This is a genomic window from Nocardia terpenica, assembly GCF_013186535.1.
Taxonomy (GTDB): domain Bacteria; phylum Actinomycetota; class Actinomycetes; order Mycobacteriales; family Mycobacteriaceae; genus Nocardia; species Nocardia terpenica.
The window spans coordinates 1126581-1147504 of the sequence record NZ_JABMCZ010000002.1 but is presented as its reverse complement, the minus strand read 5'-3'; the positions used below and the strand labels follow the sequence as shown (position 1 = coordinate 1147504).

General features: G+C 68.0%; 22 protein-coding genes and 1 tRNA gene. 14 read left to right on the top strand and 9 right to left on the bottom strand.

What is annotated here, in order from left to right:
- Positions 1-6: 6 nt before the first annotated feature.
- Both HPY32_RS16925 and HPY32_RS16920 read right to left on the bottom strand, forming a co-directional pair.
- Positions 7-1920 (bottom strand): WXG100 family type VII secretion target, encoded by a 1914-nt coding sequence (locus HPY32_RS16925; protein WP_067579988.1) that lies wholly within the window; start codon positions 1918-1920, stop codon positions 7-9.
- 17 nt (positions 1921-1937) lie between these two features.
- Positions 1938-2240: a WXG100 family type VII secretion target gene (locus HPY32_RS16920; protein ID WP_067579991.1), complete on the bottom strand. Its 303-nt coding sequence runs from the start codon at positions 2238-2240 to the stop codon at positions 1938-1940.
- 1717 nt (positions 2241-3957) lie between these two features.
- On the opposite strand from HPY32_RS16920, the gene HPY32_RS16915 reads away from it, so the two are divergent.
- The 7 genes from HPY32_RS16915 (at position 3958) to HPY32_RS16885 (ending at position 12152) form a co-directional block, all read left to right on the top strand.
- Complete coding sequence (locus HPY32_RS16915; protein WP_171982983.1) at positions 3958-5100, top strand: DNA cytosine methyltransferase; 1143 nt, start codon at positions 3958-3960, stop codon at positions 5098-5100.
- A gap of 43 nt (positions 5101-5143) precedes the next feature.
- Entirely contained in the window at positions 5144-5602 is a 459-nt protein-coding gene (locus HPY32_RS16910) for a very short patch repair endonuclease (RefSeq protein ID WP_082870733.1), read from the top strand.
- 76 nt (positions 5603-5678) lie between these two features.
- Entirely contained in the window at positions 5679-6470 is a 792-nt protein-coding gene (locus tag HPY32_RS16905) for a DUF998 domain-containing protein (protein ID WP_082870734.1), read from the top strand.
- A gap of 211 nt (positions 6471-6681) precedes the next feature.
- Positions 6682-7458, top strand: coding sequence for a maleylpyruvate isomerase family mycothiol-dependent enzyme (locus HPY32_RS16900; RefSeq protein ID WP_082870735.1), 777 nt, complete (start codon positions 6682-6684; stop codon positions 7456-7458).
- Between the two features lie 191 nt (positions 7459-7649).
- Complete coding sequence (locus HPY32_RS16895) at positions 7650-9515, top strand: ABC transporter ATP-binding protein (RefSeq protein ID WP_067579997.1); 1866 nt, start codon at positions 7650-7652, stop codon at positions 9513-9515.
- Positions 9466-11382, top strand: a complete 1917-nt coding sequence (locus tag HPY32_RS16890) for an ABC transporter ATP-binding protein (RefSeq protein ID WP_067579999.1) — start codon at positions 9466-9468, stop codon at positions 11380-11382. The genes HPY32_RS16895 and HPY32_RS16890 overlap by 50 nt, the downstream gene beginning before the upstream one ends.
- A 185-nt stretch (positions 11383-11567) precedes the next feature.
- Entirely contained in the window at positions 11568-12152 is a 585-nt protein-coding gene (locus tag HPY32_RS16885; RefSeq protein WP_269456490.1) for a putative glycolipid-binding domain-containing protein, read from the top strand.
- Between the two features lie 276 nt (positions 12153-12428).
- Here the strand turns inward: HPY32_RS16885 and HPY32_RS16880 are convergent, their stop codons facing one another.
- On the bottom strand, positions 12429-13379 hold the full coding sequence (locus tag HPY32_RS16880) for a prephenate dehydrogenase (protein ID WP_067580001.1): 951 nt from the start codon (positions 13377-13379) through the stop codon (positions 12429-12431).
- Between the two features lie 58 nt (positions 13380-13437).
- Between HPY32_RS16880 and HPY32_RS16875 the strand changes: the two genes are divergently transcribed.
- From HPY32_RS16875 to HPY32_RS16865, 3 genes are all read left to right on the top strand, one after another.
- Entirely contained in the window at positions 13438-13980 is a 543-nt protein-coding gene (locus HPY32_RS16875; protein ID WP_067580003.1) for a tRNA adenosine deaminase-associated protein, read from the top strand.
- Complete coding sequence (locus HPY32_RS16870; RefSeq protein ID WP_067580005.1) at positions 13977-14438, top strand: nucleoside deaminase; 462 nt, start codon at positions 13977-13979, stop codon at positions 14436-14438. The genes HPY32_RS16875 and HPY32_RS16870 overlap by 4 nt, the downstream gene beginning before the upstream one ends.
- A gap of 54 nt (positions 14439-14492) precedes the next feature.
- Positions 14493-14583: transfer RNA gene (locus HPY32_RS16865), tRNA-Ser, on the top strand.
- Between the two features lie 43 nt (positions 14584-14626).
- On the opposite strand, the gene HPY32_RS16860 is transcribed toward HPY32_RS16865, so the two are convergent.
- Together HPY32_RS16860 and HPY32_RS16855 are read right to left on the bottom strand one after the other, a co-directional pair.
- Positions 14627-15856: a tyrosine-type recombinase/integrase gene (locus HPY32_RS16860; protein ID WP_231951375.1), complete on the bottom strand. Its 1230-nt coding sequence runs from the start codon at positions 15854-15856 to the stop codon at positions 14627-14629.
- On the bottom strand, positions 15856-16338 hold the full coding sequence (locus HPY32_RS16855) for a helix-turn-helix domain-containing protein (protein ID WP_067580007.1): 483 nt from the start codon (positions 16336-16338) through the stop codon (positions 15856-15858). The genes HPY32_RS16860 and HPY32_RS16855 overlap by 1 nt, the downstream gene beginning before the upstream one ends.
- Positions 16339-16515: 177 nt before the next feature.
- Here HPY32_RS16855 and HPY32_RS16850 point away from each other — a divergent pair, with 177 nt between their 5' ends.
- From HPY32_RS16850 to HPY32_RS16840, 3 genes are all read left to right on the top strand, one after another.
- On the top strand, positions 16516-16686 hold the full coding sequence (locus HPY32_RS16850; protein WP_157777218.1) for a helix-turn-helix domain-containing protein: 171 nt from the start codon (positions 16516-16518) through the stop codon (positions 16684-16686).
- Positions 16687-16775: 89 nt separating this feature from the next.
- Positions 16776-17546 carry a bifunctional DNA primase/polymerase gene (locus tag HPY32_RS16845; protein ID WP_231951376.1) on the top strand — a complete coding sequence of 257 codons (771 nt, stop codon included), beginning with the start codon at positions 16776-16778 and terminating at the stop codon, positions 17544-17546.
- Positions 17543-18895 carry a DUF3631 domain-containing protein gene (locus HPY32_RS16840; protein WP_067580011.1) on the top strand — a complete coding sequence of 451 codons (1353 nt, stop codon included), beginning with the start codon at positions 17543-17545 and terminating at the stop codon, positions 18893-18895. Before HPY32_RS16845 ends, HPY32_RS16840 begins: the two co-directional genes overlap by 4 nt.
- Positions 18896-19115: 220 nt before the next feature.
- Here the strand turns inward: HPY32_RS16840 and HPY32_RS16835 are convergent, their stop codons facing one another.
- Genes HPY32_RS16835 through HPY32_RS45685 form a run of 4 tightly spaced genes read right to left on the bottom strand, consistent with a single transcriptional unit; the run spans position 19116 to position 20328 of the window.
- Positions 19116-19619, bottom strand: coding sequence for a hypothetical protein (locus HPY32_RS16835; RefSeq protein ID WP_156674025.1), 504 nt, complete (start codon positions 19617-19619; stop codon positions 19116-19118).
- Entirely contained in the window at positions 19619-19837 is a 219-nt protein-coding gene (locus HPY32_RS16830) for a hypothetical protein (RefSeq protein ID WP_156674026.1), read from the bottom strand. Before HPY32_RS16830 ends, HPY32_RS16835 begins: the two co-directional genes overlap by 1 nt.
- A 60-nt stretch (positions 19838-19897) precedes the next feature.
- Positions 19898-20203, bottom strand: coding sequence for a hypothetical protein (locus HPY32_RS16825; RefSeq protein WP_067580015.1), 306 nt, complete (start codon positions 20201-20203; stop codon positions 19898-19900).
- A complete protein-coding gene (locus HPY32_RS45685; protein ID WP_301546102.1) occupies positions 20203-20328 on the bottom strand; it encodes a hypothetical protein in 126 nt (41 codons plus the stop codon). Before HPY32_RS45685 ends, HPY32_RS16825 begins: the two co-directional genes overlap by 1 nt.
- A gap of 229 nt (positions 20329-20557) precedes the next feature.
- Here HPY32_RS45685 and HPY32_RS16820 point away from each other — a divergent pair, with 229 nt between their 5' ends.
- Positions 20558-20908, top strand: coding sequence for a hypothetical protein (locus HPY32_RS16820; protein WP_253949732.1), 351 nt, complete (start codon positions 20558-20560; stop codon positions 20906-20908).
- Positions 20909-20924: the final 16 nt, after the last annotated feature.

Sequence of the window (20924 nt, the reverse complement as noted above, 5' to 3'; positions counted from 1 at the left end):
TCTCGACTACTTGAATGGTTGCTCGGCGGCCCATGCTCCACCGGAGCCGAGTAGAAAACCACCGAGGCCAGCGCCTATGCCAGCGCAGAAGGCGGCCCCGACCGGCCCTGTCTCCGCGCATACCAGCGCACCGGCTTTCGCGCCGAGGAGCGCCCCGGCCCAGCCTCCGACAGTGCCGCCCGTCGCGTTGGCTATGGCCTCGTCTGCTGGCTTGCCGTGGTTATGCCAGTCGTCCCAGTTGACGTAGGCGTTGACGGCAGCGCCTAGCGGTATCCCGCCGAGGGCCTTGCCGTCCGTTTTCAGGAGTTGGCCGATCTCTGCCTTGGTAGCGGCGTCGGTGGCGGAATCCATCGCGCCAGCGAAAGCATGTCCCGCGCCCGGAGTACCCGAATCGAGCATCTGGAGAGCCCGCATCTGATTGATGTGAGAGTCGGCCATCACAGCCCCGGCTTGGCTCGCCATAGATTCACCACCCGCTTTCGCCCATTCCGCGCCCGCGGCGGCAGCGCCCGAGAATCCGGTTGCAAGCGGATGCGTCATAACCGTGCCTTTGGTGGAGTCGTACAGACTGTTCCATTCGGTGCCAGTGAACGACTTCACGTCGTCCCAGATCGTTTGCTTGGGTGTGTTCGGCGGTGCCTGACTCGGGTCGTACTGAAGCATCGAACCATCTTGAAACTTCGTCACGATCCGACCATCCGGCAGCTGCTGTGTATGTGCCGTCTTGCCGTCCGGGTAGGTCGTCTTCACGGTGCCGTCCTGCTGCAACTGCGACTGCATGCCTGCCGAGTTCGCCGTACCAACCAGCTTGGGTTGCCCATCCGGCCCCTGCACATATTGCTCGAAGGCCCGGAACCCGTCCGGCCTCTGCCACTGCCGGTCGACCGCGCCATTGGGTCCGTACCGGTCCGTGACGGTGCCGCCGTTCTGCGGGTAGGACTCCGCGACTTTGGCTCCCCGCGAACCGTCCGCGTTGGCCGCGTAGGTGCTTGTCCTTCCGTTGGCTTCGGGCACCTTCTGAAACTGTTGCTGTTTGCCGTCCGGCCCGGTGATCGTCATGTCGACGATGCCGGAACCGTCCGGGCGGGGCTTGGTCATGGTCGTGACCGGTGGATTGTGCCCGGTGGTCTCGGTGGTGATCGTTGATCCGTCCGGCTGCTGCATCGAGGTCGCCACCGTCATCGTGCCGTCCGGGTTCGGGGTGACCGTCTTGGTGGACCCGTCCGGGTTGGTGACCGTGAGCGGGATGCCCTGCTCCAGTTTCATCGCATCACCGAGGATCGGGGGCAGCTCTCCGGGTTTGGCCGTGTCCGGATGCAGCAGGCCCGGGAACAGGGCACGAATGCCCTTGGGTGGCATCTCGAAGAACGCCACCTTGGCCAGCTCGGCCTTCGCGATGTCGATGGCTGCTTTGGCGGCGGTGGCGGTGTTGTCGGCGTTCTGCAAGGCGCTGACCATCCCGAGTTGCTGTTGAGCGGCTTCGTATTCGACATCGATCAGGGCCTTGGTGAGATACCCCGGGTCGGACCTCGGATTACGCCCCGCCGCAGCCTTCAGGGCTTGCTGTTTGGCGACGCTGGTCACGGTGCCGTCGTCGGCCAGCTCGAACCCCATGCCCACGATCAGGTTCCGCTTATCGATGACGAACTGCTTCGCGTGTGCGAGTTCGCCCTGGTGCGTGGTCAACGCGGTCTTGAGACCACCGATCTTGCCCATGAGGTGACTGCCCGCCGTCTTCTCCGCGTTCACCCGCGCGGCAGCGGAATCGGCACCGGCACCCTTCCATGTCTGGGCAAGGTTGTCGTGCTCGGTGACCATCGACTGCAACAGCTGGTCACCCTTGGTCACCACCGTGTCGAAGTGGGTGGCATCGGTGCCGAGGACATCCGGGTTCCACTTCTCCACGTCGGAGATCTTCAAGGTCGGCCGACCTGGGCTCATGGCAGCCCGCCCATCCCGCGCAACCGGGCCGCGAAGTCGTCGTCGGTGGTCTCGTATTTGTCGCCCGCGCCCTTGGCGACCTCGGACATCTCCTGCGGCCGAGAGGCGAAGAACGTCAGCCCCGACTTCACCTGATCCCGCGCCGCGCTGACACTGCCCGCCAGGTCGGTGCCGGGGAACGGGTCGCTGGCGTCGGCGGGCGCGGCGATCCCGTTGCCGAGACCTTTGATCTCGCCGGACAGTCCATCCAGCCACTTCGCCCAGGCGCGTAGCGCGTCCGGATCGACCTTCAACGTCACCGGTCCCCCTAGTTGTAAACGAACAGCTCAGAGCATCCAGACTGGTGTCTGATCCTCCTATACGTCCCGCTCACTCGGCAAGGCGGGCCACTCTAGAGGCCCGATTTCTGAGCGAGGCGGCGGCACGCCAATGCCGATCGTTCGGAATATCGGACCGAACACACGAATCCCGAACAGTCCCTTGCCATGCCGGGCTCGCCGATCATCGAGCCAGAGCATGAGCCCGCGGGCCATGCTTCGATTCTGCTTAGCTCGATGTTGAAGCACCAGGGAAGCATGATGCTTCGCGTCCGCTTCGCCTACCGTGCCGCCGATACGGGAGCAACCGAAGCGCGAAAGCGTTGTCTGCCTGCGCTTATGCTTAGTCGTGGAGCGGTTCGAGCGTGCGCCTGGACGACGTTCAAGCGGATGAATTTCGCGCGGTTTCCGCACCGAAACTGTCCGAGTCCGGATCGAGTTCCGGTCAGATTCCGGTGATTTCAAGCGCGTTTGGCCGCACGAACAGCCAGCATGGTCCCGTGGTTCGGGCGAGCTTTGGTCCTTCCGGAGAAGATGCCTCCACGCCTACGGTGCGCGGCGTCGCGTATCTGTCATAGCCAGGCGCAATGCTGAACTGAACGAGCAAGGCGGGAGCCTGTACAGGTCCCCAGATTGCGTGAACTGCTCCACGACAGCGGTTTCGGGCCATACTCGGGTATGGGTCAGGCCGAGTTCGTGCGTCAGAGAGCGATCTAGAGCCTCGGTCTCGAGTGATCCGCCCGGAAATCGGCGAACAGGTGGGGACTGCCCCCTTTCAGTCCTGCCGTGCGCACCATCAGGCACAGACGCCACTTTCGCGCGCAACGGGGGGACGGGGGTTCTCAGCCGTCGGTGGCCCGCTCTCGAACGTACGAGGGCCGGTCTCCTGCCGAGTTGGAGTGATCATCCGCACGAAGTGCCCCCTTCCCCCTGTTGCGCGCGGAATCGGCCTGTATGCCCGAGGGCAGGCCCCAGGAGGGGCGGGAGGGGGCTACATCCCACCTCTGGACCGGGCAGCAGGCAGGCAGCTGCTGTGGTCGTCCGCAGTCTCCGGGGTGACTGGGCCTCGGCACTACTGCCCGAACACGATGCCGAACACAGGGGTGGTGAAAACCCCCTGGAAACCCGTACGCAGGGTGAGCAACCGAGTGGTGCGGTGACGAGCGAAGGCGCGGGGGAGGGGTCCCCGGGCTGGGTCTGTGGGGTCGAGTCTCGGGGTTCTCGGCGTATGCGTCGTGTCGGTAAGTGTCTCGAAAGTGCAGGAAGATGGGCGCGTAAGAGCACTTGACCTGCGACACGTTTACGACACGGTTATTGTGAGTTTCGTCCGAATTTGATGGGAACTGATCAGTAGGCCAATTCCGTAGGGTCCGCTGGTAGTGAGCACTATCGGGAACTGTTGCTACCCGTCTGCTGAGCATGATCGATAACAGAAGGTTGGGAGTTCGAGTCTCTCCGGGCGCGCAGCAGAAGGCCCCTCCGCTCATCGCGGAGGGGCCTTATTCTTGTCGTCGACGACACGGCTCCCCTTGCCCCGCCGGGCTTTTCGTCCCGCCCGCAGCCCCGCGCAGCGGATGAACCATCGCCCGCGCGGTGTTGATCGCTGACTACTCCCACGCGCTCGAGTAACGTGCTACATCCGGGTGCGATGGGTGCCCGCCTAGACCAGAGTGAGAGGACGGGTGTGACGGGCGCGCGGATGGTCGGGCTGTTCGCCGGGATCGGCGGACTCGAGCTCGGGCTCGGTGCGCACGGGTGGGAGAGCGAGCTGCTGTGCGAGATCGAGCCGGGGGCGCAGGCCGTGCTGTCGGCGCGGTTTCCGGGGGTCGAGGTGCACGGGGATGTCACCCGGCTGCGGGCGCTGCCGGCGGGAACGGAGCTGGTGGCCGCCGGATTTCCCTGCCAGGACCTGTCGCAGGCGGGGCGGACCGCCGGAATCACCGGGGCGCGTTCGGGTTTGGTGGACGAGGTGTTCCGGCTGGTGCGGCGCAAGCGGGGGCCGCGGTGGCTGCTGATCGAGAACGTGCCGTTCATGCTGCAGCTCGGACAGGGGCAGGCGATGCGGCACATCACCGCCGCCCTGGACGAACTCGGATACACCTGGGCCTACCGGGTGGTGGACGCGCGGGCGTTCGGGCTGCCGCAGCGGCGGCAGCGGGTGCTGATGCTGGCCTCGCGCACCGAGGATCCGCGCCCGGTGCTGTTCGGCCCCGACGCCGGTCCGCGGGTGATCGGCAATCCCGAGACCGACCCGTGCGGCTTCTACTGGACCGAGGGCGTGCGCGGGCTCGGCTGGGCGGTCAACGCGGTGCCGACCCTGAAGGGCGGCTCCGCCCTCGGCATCGCCAGCCCGCCCGCGGTGCGCCTGCCCTCCGGCGAGATCGTTACCCCGGGCATCACCGACGCCGAACGGCTGCAAGGCTTTTCCCGCGACTGGACCGCCCCCGCGCTCACCGCCCCGGGCATCCGGCCGGGCCACCGCTGGAAGCTGGTCGGCAATGCCGTGAGCGTGCGCATGGCCGAATGGATCGGCGGCCGCTTGGCCACGCCCACCGCCGACACCTTCCCCGACGACCTCCCGCTGACCGGCACCCGCTGGCCGACCGCCGCCTGGGGCCGCGCCGGAACCGCCCGCCGCGTGCCGGTCTCCACCTGGCCCGTGCACGAGCCGTACGAGGACCTGCAGTGGTTCCTCGAGGACGCGCGCCTGCTGTCCGCCCGCGCCGCCGCGGGTTTCCTGCGCCGCGCCGCCCGCGGCACACTGCGCTTCCCGCCCGGCTTCATCGTGGAAGTCCAGAACCATCTCCTCCGAATGGGAGGCATGCCACAGGAGGCGGCGTGAAAACCTCACGAAGACCTAATAATCCCGCTCACATACTTTTCGGATGGGAACATCTACGCCGGTCCGGGCGCTGGAAGAGGCATGGGTGAGCTCCGGACGACCGGCCACCGACGCGGCCACCAGCGCTCGGATGTCGCGGCAGCGTCGCGCCGGGACAGCCCCGGAGATCGCGCTCCGCAAGGAGTTGCATCGCCGCGGCTTCCGCTTCTTCGTCGATCGCACCCCGCTGGCCGGACTGCGCCGACGGGCCGATCTGGTGTTCCCCCGCCGCCGGGTGGCCGTCTACGTCGACGGCTGCTTCTGGCACCGCTGTCCGGAGCACGCCACCTATCCCAAGAACAATGCCGAGTGGTGGGCGACGAAATTGGCCGGGAACGTGTCTCGCGACCGGGACACCGACGCCCGTTTGGCCGCCGCCGGATGGACGGTGGTCCGAGTCTGGGAACACGAACCCGCCGCCGACGCGGCCGACCGCATACAGGCTGTGCTGTCGGATAGCTGAGCCATGATGGAAGGGGGCCGAGGCGACCGACCGTTCGGCACGCGGCCGGAGCCGACGAACTTACGAAACGAGAGCCATGACGACGTCCGAGCGCAGGCGGACACTCGCCCCGGTGGAGCGAGACCACTCGCCGACGCGCCGCCACCCCCGCCCGCTGCGATGGTGGATCGCGGCGGCCGTGGCCATCGCGGGCGTGAGCTACTCGTCGTGGGTGCTGGAATTCGTGCTTCCGGTCGGGCTGAATCCGATCCGCTCGTTCCTCAGCGAACTCGACGCCCAGGGCCGCCCCTACGGCTGGGTGTTCTCCACCGCCGACACCGTCACCGGCACATTGGCGCTGGTCGCGGCGGTGGGCGGGTTGTATGCGTTCTCGCGGCGGCGATTATCCACGATCGCGTGGGTGGCGCTCGGAGTCTTCGGCGCGGCCACGATCGCCGACGCGCAGTGGCCGCTACGGCCGTGTAGGCCCGATCCCTGCCCGACCAAGGACAGCGGATTGTTCCCGCAGCTGCACCAAATTCACGCACTGACCAGTACGGTCGCGGTGACGGCGATATTCGTGGCCATGATCGGTTTCAGCGTGGCGGCGTTCCGCTACCGCCGCTGGCCGATTCTGCGGCACTCGGGGCTGTGGATTCTGATACTCGGGTCGGCGGTCACGGCGTGGATGCTGGTGGCCGACAATTTGCCCGGCAACTACGCGCTCGGTATCGCCCAGCGGATCCAGGTCGGATCGATGACGCTGTGGCTGGTCGCTCTCGGGGTGCAGATCTGGGTGGCGGAACGGGTCAGCGACGGGGCGGGCGAACCTTCGCCGCCACCAGCGAGCGCGGGGCCGCCGCGGCGACGGCGCCGGACACGGCCATAGCGGCGAAGACCGCCAGCGCCATGGCAAGGACGAGGACTTCGACAACGGTGTTCATGCCTCCCACGATCGCAACCCCGGCTGGTAGGGGTCCGTGCGCCATATCGGTAAATCCTGAGAATCCGGCGCATCCGCCGACCGATTCCGGTCACATCCGGCCATGGCGTGTCGAATTCGGGAAGCGCGGTCGTGGCGCGATGAGTAGGGTCGATTCGTGACCAGCGATGCGCCGGAGCTCACCGAGCACTCCATCCTGCTCGACACCGTCGACGAGGCCACCCGGCGCCTGCTCGACGCGATCGAGACACTCGGGGACGACGATGTCCCCGCGCCGACCCTGTGCCCCGGCTGGACCCGCGGCCACATCCTGGCCCACCTGGCGCGCAATGCCGACGGCCTGGTGAACCTGCTGCTGTGGGCCCGCACCGGCATCGAAACCCCGCAGTACGCAAGCGCATACCTGCGCGACTCCGATATCGAGACCGGGGCCCCGCGCTCGATGGCCGAGCAGCGCACCGACCTGCGCGCCGCATCGGACCGCTTCCTGGCCCTGGCGCGCACCATGCCCGCCGACCGCTGGCCCGTGGTGGTGCGCGCCCGCACCGGCAAGGAACTGGCCGCGTCGGTGGTGCCGTGGCTTCGGTTGCGCGAGATAGAGATTCACCACGTCGACCTGAATCTCGGCTACGGGCCCACGGATTGGCCCGCGCCCTTCGTGGCCCGGCTGCTGCCGGAGGTGGTGGAGAAGTTCGACCGCGCCGCCGCCACCAACCGCCCCGCGGACGCCAAGCCGATGACCTCCGACCCCTCGGAACCGCCGCCGCCCACCTTCGCGATCGAGACCACCGACACCGGCTATGCCGCCACCGTCGGCCCCGCGCCGACCACCACCGTCACCGGTCCGGCCGCCCTCGTGCTGGCCTGGCTGCTCGGCCGCTCCGACGGCGCCGGACTGGGCGGCGACCTGCCCACCCTGCCCGCCTGGCTGTGACGCCGCCGCCGGTGCGGCGGTGAGGTAACCGTTCGTCGTCTCCGAGAACCTGTCGGTGCCCCGCGCGAAAATGAGTTGGCGGGAGTGGCGGCAGCTGGCAGCCTGGAAGCTCGTACCCCGGTGCGAGCTGTGCGGCCGCCCCAGTGCCCGTGGGTGGGCCCAATCTTGCGAACGACGAAGGGGGAGAAGCCGTGTCCGTCGCGCTGTCCGATGCCTCGTCCGAAACGGAGGCCGACAGTACGAAAACGCCGCCGCCGACCGCGAATTCGCGCCAGGGTCCGCTGCGGCGATTATGGCCGGATATCCGGAACTACCGGCGTGCCCTGTTCGCCAGCGCCGGACTGTCCGGGTTGGGCATGCTCTGCGACGTTCTGCTGCCGGTGCAGACCGCGCGCATCGTGGACGGCCCGGTGGCCGCGCATCGATTCGGCGCGCTGTGGTGGCCGCTGCTGGTGGTCGCCGCGCTCTCGTTCGGCAATACGGTGTGCGCGTGGGCCCGCCGGTGGGTCATCTCCCGGCCCTCCGCCGAGCTGGAGATTCGGTTGCGCGGCAAGCTTTTCCGGCAGTTGCAGACCCTGTCGGTCGGCGTGCACGACGGCATGGAGTCCGGTCAGCTGACCTCCCGCGCCATCACCGACATGTCCACGCTGCGCCGGTTCTTCGCGTTCGTGGCGCCGTCGCTGGTGGCGCTGATCGCGACGATCGCCGCCGGAATCGTCATCCTGTTCGCGTTCAGCTGGCAGATCGGCGTGGTCGAGCTGTTCATCGCGGTGCCGCTGGTGCTGCTCGCGCGCTGGTTCGAGCAGGCCTACAGCCGCGCCTCGCGGGCCGCGCAGGACCAGGCGGGCGACCTCGCCACCACCGTCGAGGAGTCCGCGCAGGGCATCCGGGTGCTCAAGGCGTTCGGCCGCGGCCCCTGGTTCGCGCGCCGGTTCCGCGAGCAGGCCGAGGAGCTGCGCGATTTGGAGATGGTCAAGGTGCGGCTGGACGCCCGGCTGTGGACGGCGCTGAACACGTTGTCCGAGTTGGGGATCGGGGCCGCGCTCGCCGTCGGCGGCTACCTGCTGGTCCAGGGCGAGATGACGCTCGGCACGCTGGTCGCGGGCATCACGCTGGCCACCTATCTGCAGTGGCCGATCGTGGGTCTGGGCTTTCTGCTCGCCGAGCTGAACCATGCCCGCACGGCCGCCGACCGGTACTGGGAGATCATCGACACCCCCGTCGAGATCGCCGATCCGGACCGGCCGGTGCCGCCGCCGTCGCCGCTGCGGGGCGAATTGCGGTTCGAGGACGTGTGTTTCCGCTTCCCCGACGCCGAACACGATCTGCTGCGGCATATTTCGCTGCGGATCCGGCCCGGCGAGATCGTCGCGCTGGTCGGCGCCACCGGCAGCGGTAAGTCGGCGGTGCTGGGGCTGGTGCCGCGGCTATTCGACGTGTCCGCGGGCGCGGTGACCGTCGACGGCGTGGACATCCGGTCGCTGCGGCTGACCGAGCTGCGGTCGATGGTGTCGGTCGCCTTCGAGGATCCGGTGCTGTTCTCGGCGAGCGTGCGCGAGAACATCACGCTCGGCTACCCGAACGCCACGCTCGAGCAGGTGCGGGCCGCGCTCGAGGTCGCCCACGCCGCCGACTTCGTCGACGAGCTGCCGTGGGGCATCCGCACCCGCATCGGTGAGCAGGGCCTGAGCCTGTCCGGCGGGCAGCGGCAGCGGCTGGCGCTGGCCCGCGCGGTGCTGGACCGGCAGAAACGGCCGGGCGGTCACATCGTGGTCCTGGACGACCCGCTGTCGGCGCTGGACGTGTCCACCGAGGAGCAGGTGCAGGCCCGGCTGCGGACGGCGCTGGCCGGGGCCACCGTGCTGCTGGTCGCCCACCGGCCCTCCACCGCCGCCTGGGCCGACCGGGTCGCGGTGCTCGACGGCGGCCGCATCATCGCCGACGGCCCGCACGAGCGGCTGCTGGAAACCTGTCCCCGCTATCGCGAACTGATGGGAGGTGTGGACGATGGGATCGACTCCGCCCGAATCGCCGAAGTCGGCGCTCGCCACGGTTGACGCGAACACTCCAGTGGCGGAGGAGGATTGGCACGGCGTCGCCTCCGAGGACACCGAGGCCACCGACGCGGTGAACCTGGCCCTGGCCGCCCGCTCGCGGCGGCTGCTGTGGTCGCTGGTGCGGCCGTACCGGCTGGCGGCGCTGGCGACGCTGGCGCTGGTGGTCGTGGGCAATGCCGCGATGGTGGCGGCGCCGCTGTTCGTGGCGCACGGGCTCGACACCGGCGTCGGCCGCGCGCGGGCCGGGGACTGGACGCCGCTGATCGTCTCGGTCGCCGGGGTCGCGGGCGCCGCGCTGCTGGACGGGCTGAGCACATTCCTGTTCGTGCGCGTCTCGGGGCGGCTGAGCCAGCGGGTGCTGTTCGACCTGCGCATGCGGGTGTTCGACCACGCGCAGCGGCTGTCGGTGGCCTTCCACGAGAACTACACCTCGGGCAAGATCGTCGCCCGGCTCACCAGCGACCTGGAATCGCTGGAAGACCTGCTGGAGCGGGCCATCAACGACGCGCTGAGCGCGATCCTGTCGGTGCTCACCATCGCGGTCATCCTGCTCTGGCTGGACCTGCCGCTGGCCCTGGTGGTGCTGGCCGGATTCGTGCCGCTGATATTCGTCACGCGCTGGGCGCAGCGGCGCCAGCGCGCCGAGTATCGGCAAACCCGCAGCGCGATCGCCAAGGTCGTGGTGCACTTCGTCGAGACCATGGGTGGTATGCGCGCGGTCCAGGCGTTCCGGCGCGAGCAGCGCAACGAGACCCTGCTCGCCGACGAGGACGACGAGTACCGCGGCGCCAATGCCGGTGCGTTGCGCGGGATGGCGAACTACATCGGCCTGGTGCGGGCGATCAGCAATGCCACCACGGTGGTGATCCTGCTGGTCGGCGCGTGGCGAGTCATCCACGGCCACACCGAGATCGGCGTGCTGGCGGCGTTCCTGCTGTATCTGCGGCAGTTCTACGGCCCGCTGGACGAGCTGGCGCAGGTGTTCAACTCCTACCAGTCCGCGGCCGCGGCGCTGGAGCGGATCTCCGGTGTGCTGGAAGAGCGCCCGTCGGTGGTCGAACCGGCCGACCCTCGACCGCTGCCGGACCCGCGCGGTGAGATACGGCTGGTGGACACGTATTTCGCGTATCCGTCCCGAACGGATCAGGGCGGCAGTGAGATACCGGTCGAGGGCGGGAAAGGCCCGGTGCTGCCGCGCTTCTCGCTCACCGTCCCGGCCGGGCAGGTGGTCGCGCTGGTCGGTGCGACCGGTGCCGGGAAGTCGACGCTGGCCAAGCTCATCGCCCGGTTCTACGACCCGTCCGGCGGCTCGGTGCGGCTGGACGGGGTCGACCTGCGCGAGCTGTCTGATGCCGATCTGCGCCGCGCGATCGCGATGGTGACCCAGGAGTCGTATCTGTTCTCCGGCTCGGTGGCCGACAATATCCGCCTCGGCAAACCCGAGGCGACCATGGCGGAGGTCCGGGCCGCGGCCCGCGCGGTCGGGCTCCACGACTTCGTGATGTCGCTGCCCGAGGGCTTCGACACCGACGTGCGCAAGCGCGGCGGCCGCCTGTCCGCGGGCCAGCGTCAGCTGGTGGCCTTCGCGCGAGTGTTTCTGGCCGACCCGGCGGTGATCGTGCTCGACGAGGCCACCTCCAGCCTGGACATCCCCGGTGAACGGCAGGTCCAGCGCGCCCTGGAGACCGTCCTGCGCGACCGCACCGCCGTCATCATCGCCCACCGCCTGTCCACCGTCGCCATCGCCGATCGCGTCCTGGTCATGGAGGCCGGGCGCATCGTCGAGGACGGCAGCCCCGACGACTTGGTCGCCGCCACAGGCCGATTCGCCACGTTGCATACGGCGTGGCGCGAGTCGCTGGTGTAGATGCGACGGCTCGGCTCGATTCACTGCGGGTTTGCGCGGCGTCGGCCGGTGACTCGGGCGCGACACGGCGGTGCGGGTTCGGCGTGGCCCGCCGCGCGGGTGTCGGGGCGCGCGTCGCCTACGGTGGAGGGGTGAGCAATCCAGCCCCGGGCAATTCGACGGCCGCCCAGGCGAACGACGGAAATATCGAGACGGCGGCGCCGGCATCGCGCTGGCCGGCGATCCTCACCTGGCGGGCGCACAACGCGTCCCGCATGGAGTCGGTGCGAGTGATCCTCACCGGCAATCGGATTCGCGCCTCGGGCCGGATCATCGCGGGGGAGTGCGAAGATCACCCGGCCTTCAGCGCCTCCTACGACCTGGTCACCGACGAGAGCGGCCAGACCAAGCGGCTCTCGCTGCGCAGCACCGTCGCGTCGGGGGAGCGGCACGCCTCGATCGCCCGCGACGAGGAGAACTACTGGCTCATCGACGCCGGCGGCACCCACGTGCGCTCCACCTTCGGCGGCGCCCAAGACGTCGACGTGGTCCTGAGCCCGTTCTTCAACACCCTCCCCATCCGCCGCTACGGCCTGGCCCACTCGGCAGGCGAAATGCAGGTCCCCGTGGTCTACGTCCGCCTCCCCGACCTCCTGGTCCAGGAAGCAAGCCTCACCTACTCCAGCGGCCCCCACGGCATCCACGTCCTGTCCCCGGTCTCCAGCGCCACCGTCACCCCCGACCCCGACGGCTTCCTCCTCGACTACCCAGGCCTCGCCGAACGCATCTAACCCCCACCACCCCGGTCACGCCCCTCCCGAGCACGGCCCCCTCAGCCACCCCGGCGTGCTTCGTCTCGTCATCCGGGCGTGCTTCGTCTCGTCATCCGGGCGTGCTTCGTCTCGTCATCCGGGCGTGCTTCGCCTCGCTATCCGGTGTGCTTCGCCCCGTCACTCCGGTGTGCTTCGCCCCGTCATCCCGGTGTGCTTCGTCTCGTCACTCCGGCGTGCCTCGCTTCGTCATTCGGGCATTCCTTCCCCGTCATCCCGGCATGTTTTTGGCCGGGATCAATCCAGCCCGCGGATAACCCCGCCGCGCTGTCCCGCCTCGCGTAGGCGCTCGAGCCAATTGTGGTCTCCGGGGCGGATATCGGTGATGTTCCAGCGGTGCAGGGTGTCGTAGCGGTCGCGTTCGCTGTAGCCGGCGTCGATCAGTTCGCCGAGGGTGGCGTTGGTTGCCAGGGTGTCGCGGGCGGCGGTGAGCAGGCGCAGGGTGTCGTCCAGGGCGTCCAGCAGGGCGGCGGCGTTCGGCTCGCAGATGGCCCGGACCAGGTCGGGGGCGGTGGCGGCCACCCGGGTGCCGTCGCGGAACGACCCCGCGGCTAGGCCGAGGGCCAGGTCGCCGCCGCCCGCGCCGACCACCGCCAGTGCCTCGGCGAGCACATGCGGCAGATGGGAGATGCGTGCGACCGCCCGGTCGTGTTCGTCGGCGACCACCGGCACCACCACCGCGCCACAGTCGAGCGCCAGCCGGGCCACCCGCGTCCACGGCTCGACATGCGTGCCCGGATCGACGCCCACCGCCCACGCCGCACCCCGGAACAGGTCGGGAGTGGATGCGGCCCAGCCGGATTCGGCCGTCCCCGCCATCGGATGCCCGCCCACGTACCGGGCGCCGAGCTCGTGGCGGCGCACCGTCGCGGCCACCGGCGCCTTCACGCTCACCACATCGGTGAGCGCGCAGCCGGGCGCGAGCAGCCGCACATCCGACAGGATCGAGTCGATGGCGGGCATCGGCACGCCCAGCACGATCAGCGCATCGCTCGCGGCGGCGCGTTTCAGCACGGCCTCGATATCGTCGCCGACGTCGAATCCGTCCGCCCGCGCGGCCCGCACCCCGGCATGCGACCGGTTGTATCCCCAGGCGTCGTAGCCCGCCGCGACCGCCGCCCGCAGCACCGATCCGCCGATCAAACCCGTCCCCAGAACGCACACGGCTGATTTCGCAACGCCCGTCATCCGACCAGATTCCCATACGACTTCAACAATCAGCCCGAAGCGGACTACCGTTGCGGCCATGGCAGCACAGCGCTCGGGCACGAACAGGGCGGCGTCGGACGAATTCGACGACGTCGAGGGGTTCGCAGTGGCGGTTGTCCGTGAAGAAAGCAAATGGCGATGCAGTCCGCTCAGTCCCGCGGCCCTGACCAGTTTGGCGGCGGCCGAGAACGAACTGCGCGCGCTGCGTAGCACCGGGGCGGTATTCGGCCTGCTCGATGTCGATGACGAATTCTTCATCGTGTTGCGGCCCGCCCCGACCGGCAGCCGCATGCTGATCTCGGATGCCACGGCCGCAATCGACTATGACATCGCCGCGGATGTGCTCGAGGCGTTGAATATCGAGATCCCCGACATCGATCCCGACGAACTCGACGACATCGAGCCCTGGGAGGAGGGTGATCTGGGTGTTCTGTCCGACCTGGGTCTGCCCGAGCCCGTGCTCAGCGTGATCCTCGCCGAAACCGACCTGTACCCGGACGAACAGCTCGGCATGATCGCCCAGCGCCTGGGTTTCGCAGGCGAATTGTCCGAGGTGCTGGACAAGATGCCGAATCGGTGACCGAGCGCACCGACGAGGAATTGATCCGCGCCGCTTTGTCGGCGGCCCGTGCCGCCGATCCGCGGGACGTGCCCGTCGGTGCCGTGGTTTTCGACGCATCGGGCCGCGAACTCGCGCGCGCCGCGAACGCCCGCGAGGCCCTCGGCGACCCGACCGCGCACGCGGAGGTGCTGGCGCTGCGCCGCGCCGCCGAGGTGGCCGGTGACGGCTGGCGGCTGGAAGGCGCGACCCTGGCGGTGACGCTGGAGCCGTGCACCATGTGCGCGGGCGCGCTCGTCCTGGCCCGGGTCGAGCGCCTGGTCTTCGGCGCCTGGGAACCCAAGACCGGCGCGGTCGGCTCGCTCTGGGACGTGGTCCGTGATCGTCGTCTCAACCACCGCCCCCAGGTCCGCGGCGGCATCCTCGAAACCGAGTGTGCCGCAACGCTGGACGCCTTCTTCCGCGCTCAGCGCCACTGACCCCCCGCCCGGCCGATTTCGGGATTCGCCGGGTGGTCCGGTAAAGTCACCTGCGGTGGCGTGTCCGAGCGGCCTAAGGAGCACGCCTCGAAAGCGTGTGTGGGGTATCCCCCCACCGAGGGTTCAAATCCCTCCGCCACCGCCAACGCCCTTGGCCTGCCAGCGCAGGTCAGGGGCTTATTTCTTGATCATGCAGCCGTCTGATCGGGCTCGGTGACAAGATTTTGACAAGAACATCCGCCGGGCGTTGTCGCGGGCTTGTCGGCGCGGCGCGAGTACTTCTCGTTCATCGCGGTGGCTACCCGGTCCAAGTCGTCATCGAACAAGTCCGCGTAGGTGTTCAAGGTCTCCTTGGCGTCCTTGTGTCCGAGCAGCCGGGCCAGCGCGAGAACGTTAGCACCCGCCGACACGGCCAGCGAGGCACAGGTGTGGCGCAGATCGTGCGGGGTGATCGGCTGCACCTTGGAGCGCTTCACGGCTCCGGAGAACCAGCCATCTTTCGACTTCGGTCGTGGTAGGTACTGCTTGGGGTCGTTGGGATTCGGGAACACGAGTGCGTCTCGGCTCTTGCCCTTCACGTGTGTCCGCAGCTGATCGAGGATGAATTGGGGCACGGGAACCGTCCGGATCTCCTTGCCCTTGGTCTGGCCCGCTGCATGATCGACGCCGAGTTGTACCGCGTTGTCGGCCACCGTGAGCCGTGCCCGCCGGAAGTCGATATCACGGACCCGCAGGGCGATCAGCTCACCCCACCGGGGGCCGCAGTAAGCGAGCATGAGCACGAGCAACCGATGCTGTCCAGACTCCTTGGCGAGCCGCTGCACATCGGCGGATGTCAGGTACACGTGCCGCCTCTTCGTCTTGTCCGGCAGGTTCTCAACGCCGCGGGCTGTGTTTTTGTTGATGCGCTTCGCTTTCACGGCCGCGTCGAGAATTCCGGCTAGAACGCCGTAGGCGCGGATGATGGTGGTTGCCCCGTCGGAGACCTTGCGCCCCTTGGCCTTCTGACTCGCCGCTCTCTCCAGGGCGGCCAGGCGCATATCTGTGATCCATTCCTCCACGCCCTCCACGCTGATGTCGGCGAGTCGTACAGCACCCCAGCGCGGTTCGACATGGTTACGCCACGCGGCCTCGAGGGTCCGGTAGTTCGATGGGGCGGTGCTCGCTTTCTTGCCGCGTAGCCATGCCTGGGCTAACGATCTGACCGTGACGCGGCCCAGTGCCGGGGCCACGTACTCTCCGGCCATCTTCTTGACCTCGACCGTGTTGGCGAAGGCGTTGGCCTCCCCCTTCCGCAGAAATCCGCGCTTGCTCGTCGGCTTGCCGTTGGGCTTGTCGTAGGCGACGCGATACCGAATCCCCTTGTCACCCTTGATCTTCGGGTCCGGCTTGACCGTGTACTCGTGGACGGACGCCACTACTCCCCCTCTTTGTCCTTCAATATCTCTTCGTTCAAGAACAGTACGAACTTGCGGAGCGCTTGGCCCTGCGCCTGCGGTGAGAGCTCTTGGAACATCGGCCCCACGGTCTCGATGAACATCTGCATGGCGTCGCTGGGCTCACGGTCCTGTGGGGGGCTCGGCTGCATTTCCTCCTGCGCGGTAGCGATGCCATCGACCAGCGCCAGCATGGTCGAGGTCTGCGGTACACCGCCTGCCTCCATGTGCTTGATCGTGCGCAACGGAACGCCGGACAACTCGCCGAGGCGACGCTGAGTCAGCCCCAGCATCTTGCGTCCGGCCATCACCCAGCCCGCAACCGCCATCCGATCGGCCAGGTCCAACCGGTTGCCTCGTCGCGCCTGGTGCAGCAGCCACTGGATATCGTCGTCTCTGTACCCCTCGGGCGCGGTGTCGTCCTCAACCCTGTCAATGTGATCATCGCCACTTTCATGGTTCATTGCGTATCACCTTCTTCCCTGCTCATTCACTCTCGGTGCGGGAATACTATCATTTATTGCCCCCAATTGGGGTGTTAAGTGGAAAGGTCTTGGCGTACCGGGGTGCTACTGTGTGAATGAAGGTGCAAGAACGGTGCCGAAATGGCACCGATGATGTTTGTTGATGAAGGGGCGTTGATGACCACTCCGATGAGTCCCGCGCAGGCGGCGCAGGCGGCAGGGTGCCACCAGAACTCGATCTATGCCGCGCTGCTGGCAGGGGAGTTGAAGGGGTACCAGCGGACAGCGCCGAAGGGGCGGTGGCGGATCTTCCCGGAGGATCTGACCAGGTGGATCAAGGGCGAGTGAGCCCGACGAAGAAAGGCCCCGGTCCGTGTTCGCAGCACGGGCCAGGGCCAAAACGCACACCCCACTACCAGGAAGGATGTTCGAAACTCGTGAACGAGCATACCGCAGGACGGGCCGCAGCTGATGAGGGCGGTGGGTCGCTGCTGGATCATGCGCTCGGGTACGCGCGTGCCGAGCTGGCGGTGCTGCCGCTGGCCCCTCGGGGCAAGGTGCCTGTTACTGAGCACGGCAAGGGCGACGCGACGACCGATCCGCAGGTGATCGAGCGGTGGTGGCAGCGGGACCCGTTGCGCAACATCGGGATTCGCCCGCAACCGGGGGTGGTGGTGTTGGATGTGGACCCGCGTAACGGGGGCAGCCTCGAGGCGCTCGGGATGCTCCCGGAGACGTGGACCGCGCGCACGGGCGGGGGTGGCTGGCATGTGTGGTTCCGCTGTGCGGGTGCCGTGCGGGGGCGGCTGGCCGACGCGGACGGGGTCGATATCAAGACCCATTCGGGCTATGTGGTGGCCCCGCCGAGTGTGCACTCGTCCGGGGATCGGTATCGGTGGCTCAATCGTGCGCCGATCGCGATGCTGCCCGAACATCTGCGGGAGCGGGTGCGTGTCCCGGCGGCGGTGCGGCCCGCTGGGCGGGTGTCGGCGCGGTCGGCGTCCTCGGGTGCGGGGTTGGTGCGCGCGGTGGCCGAGGCTCAACCAGGGCAACGGAATTCGGTGTTGTTCTGGGCTGCGTCGTGTGCTTGGCGTGAGGGTGGTGACGCGGCGGTGCTGGACGCGCTGACCGATGCCGGGGTGGCGGTGGGGTTGTCGCTGCTCGAGATCGAACGGACGCTCGCGTCGGCGGAACGGAGGACCCTGTGAGCGAACCGGTGGATTACGCCAATGCCCACGTGGCACCCCTGGACGGCGCGGTCGTCCTCGATCAGGTGCGGGAACTGATCTGCCGCTACTGCGTGCTGCCGTCGCAATCGGCGCTGGACGGGGTGGTGTTGTGGGTCGCGGCAACACATCTGGTGTCCGGGTTCGAGTACGCGCCGCGTCTGGTGGTGCGGTCGGCGGAGAAGCGCTCGGGCAAGTCCCGGCTGCTGGAAGTGGTCGACGGCTTGGTCTACAACCCGTTGCGGACGGTGAACGCGTCGGTGGCCTACGTCTTCCGGTCCCTGGACGCCGATCCGCCCCCGACCCTGTTGTTCGACGAGGCCGATACCATTTTCGGGTCCAAGAAGGTCGCCGAGAACAACGAGGAGCTGCGCGGGCTGCTCAATGCCGGGTTCCAGCGCGGCATGACCTACGGGCGAGTGTCCGGGCCGAACCATGAGCCGACCGAGTTCAACACCTACGCCATGGCCGCTCTGGCCGGGATCGGGCGCATGCCAGACACCATCGAAGACCGGGCCGTGGTGGTGGTGATGCGGCGGCGCAAGGACTCGGAGAAGGTCAAACCGTTCCGTGGTACTCGCGACCGGCCCGCCCTGCATTCGGCTCGTGATGGGCTGGCGCAGTGGGCCGATCAGGTGCGCGAACCGATCACCGGTTACGAGCCTGCGGATTTGGGGGTGGAGGACCGCGCCGCCGATGTGTGGGAGCCGTTGATCGCGGTCGCGGACATGGCCGGTGGGCACTGGCCGCACACTGCCCGGACCGCCGCAGCGGAGATGGTGTCCGCGGCCGAGGACGACAACGACACCACCTCCCCCAATATGAAGCTGCTCGCCGACATCCGGGACGTCTTCGCGGTGACCGGGCTGTCATTCATCAAGTCCCAAGCACTGTGCGACCAGTTGCGCGCGGTCGAGGAATCGCCTTGGGAGGACTGGGAACTCAACCCGTCCAAACTCGGGCACCGCCTCAAGGCGTACGAGATCAAGACCGGCCACAACCCGGACAAGACCGAGCGCGGGTATCGGCGAGTCGACTTCCTCGACGCGTTCGACCGCTACCTGCCCCCTCGCCCACAGAAGCCGTCCGAACCCGTCCAAGCCGTCCACCACAGCCACGACCAGCGCGAACACTCGGACACCTTCCCCGGCACGGACATGTCCGCTACGGCAGAGGCGTCCGAGGATTCGCGCAGGTCAACCCTTGCGCAGGCGGCTCCGGACGGCTCCGGACGGGTTTCCGGGAACCATGGGTATCTGCCGCGCACGCCCGGCGCTAAGGTCGGCTACTGGATCGGCAGCGGGCAACCGGTCACCCCCGACGCCGCCTGACCAACCAGCAGCACCCCCCACCGACACGCCTCGCCCTTCCGCTATCCCAGCCGAGGGGCGGGGCTTGCCGCATCTCGCCCCCATTTTGCGAATAGAGGCCAGGCGCACAGGCTGCGGGCGCTACTCGGTGTCGGTGGCCCTGCCGGGGAGTGCCGAAAAAATTACGGGGTCGGAGTGCGGGACTCATCACAGCTAGTCCCGCAGCTTTTTTACCGCGCGGTCAGTTGTGTACCTCGGTGGTGAGGGGCTGCTCGACGGTACTCAGTTTGACGGCCCCCTGGTTGACTGCTTCTACCAGCTTGTCCAAGTTGAGCGCGGCTCGCAGGGAGGCACCCAGCGCGTCCCTGCTGGGCTTGCCGTGGCGGCTGAGGTAGTTCGCCATCGCGCAGGTCCGCGTCAGCGCCGTAACCCGGATGCTGTAGGGGTATTTCGCCAGTGGGGCGTCCGGGCGCGGGAACGGCCCCTCGGCCAGACAAGCGGCGGCCTCGCGGTCGAGCAGGAAGCAGAACACGTCCATACCATCGGAGATCTCGTCCACCATCGGCCCCCGCGCTGCCCCGTCCGTCAGCTCGAGGTGCGTCGTCCACAGCCGGTACAGGCCCACCGACAGGCGCAGAATCGGTGTGTCTTCGGGGTTGTCGTGGGTCATCACAGCCAGGAACGGATTCGATCCGGGCAGCGGCCCCGGCGGGGACAGTGGCGACCCGACGCACACCACAGGCATCACCACCACCCCCACACGAGTGCACGGTGCCCCCAGCCGCGTTGCTCGGCTACGTGGGATCGGCTGGGGCGCTGCCTCACCCAGTCGTCCCAGGCTTGGGCTCTGGCCGCGTACCAGGCGCGGCGGATTTCCGGGCAGGGCTCGGCCTGCTGCGTCGTGCGAGGACGGAACGGCGGCAGCTCGTCAGCGGTGAGGTCGATCGAAGTACGACGGGACATGCGACTCCCCTTGAACACGTGTCGGTTTCGGCGAAAACGAGGGGGCACGGGAGTAGCCGCTCAGCCGGTGCGGGCGTAGGTAGCCTGAGTGTCCACGGTCACCACAGCGGCAACCCGGATCAGCTCGGCCGGGACTTCGGCGGTATCGAAGTGCAGCACGCTCGGGGTGATCACCGCTGCCGCGTGCATCCGTGCCACGACCGTGCACAGGCGCTGTGTCGGCGCGTCGGTGTGTTCCCCGAATGTCACGATCTTGGCGAGGTTGTAGCCGAATCTGCGTGCCAGCGACCGTATTTGCTCTTCGTCCCAGGATTGCCGGACACCGGATACGCCTCGGTGGAGGTACCCGACCGCGACGGGACGCATCACCCCGCCTCCACGTCGGTGCCGTCGTCGCGCTCCCTGCTCGCGGCCCCGGTGTGGTTGTGGAGTTCGAGGTAGACCCCCGGATTGTCCTCGGTGTCGTCGTCGTAGGCGGCGACTTGCACCATTCCACCGGGAAAGACGAACGTGCCTCGAACGTGCGGTCATGGCAAACCCCTATGCGTCCCCTCGCGGATTCGTGAGGGCAGCTCAGGGCCAGGAAGACGCGGTCCCTGTCGACTGGACCGGACCGGGCTCTTGCCAGCCCCGAGCGCCACACCCCGACGCTACGAACCGGATGCGACTGGGGTCGAGAATCTTGCACTATCTTGCACAGAATGTTGACCAACACTGCTGATGCTCGGGACGATTGATCAGTCAGTGCAAGTTCACGACATCAAGGGGGAAGCTCCCATGAAGCTCGAATGGCTCGGCGGAGACTCCGTGAATGGTCAATCACCCACCCTGTACCGCAGCGATCGGGACACCTACGTTGTCCAAGGCTGGCGTACCGACCAACCAGACACTATCGAGATACCGCATCGGTTGATCCGGTTCCTGAAGCGTGGAACCTGTCTCGGTGCCAAGCTGCACGACAGCGGGCACGGTACGTTCACTCTCACCGGCAATCCGATCACCGACACCGAGGCCCTCGAGGTGATCAAGCCGCCTGCCCACGAGGACCGCTGTGGAAGTGCCGATCGGTGATGAACGGAGGCCCGAT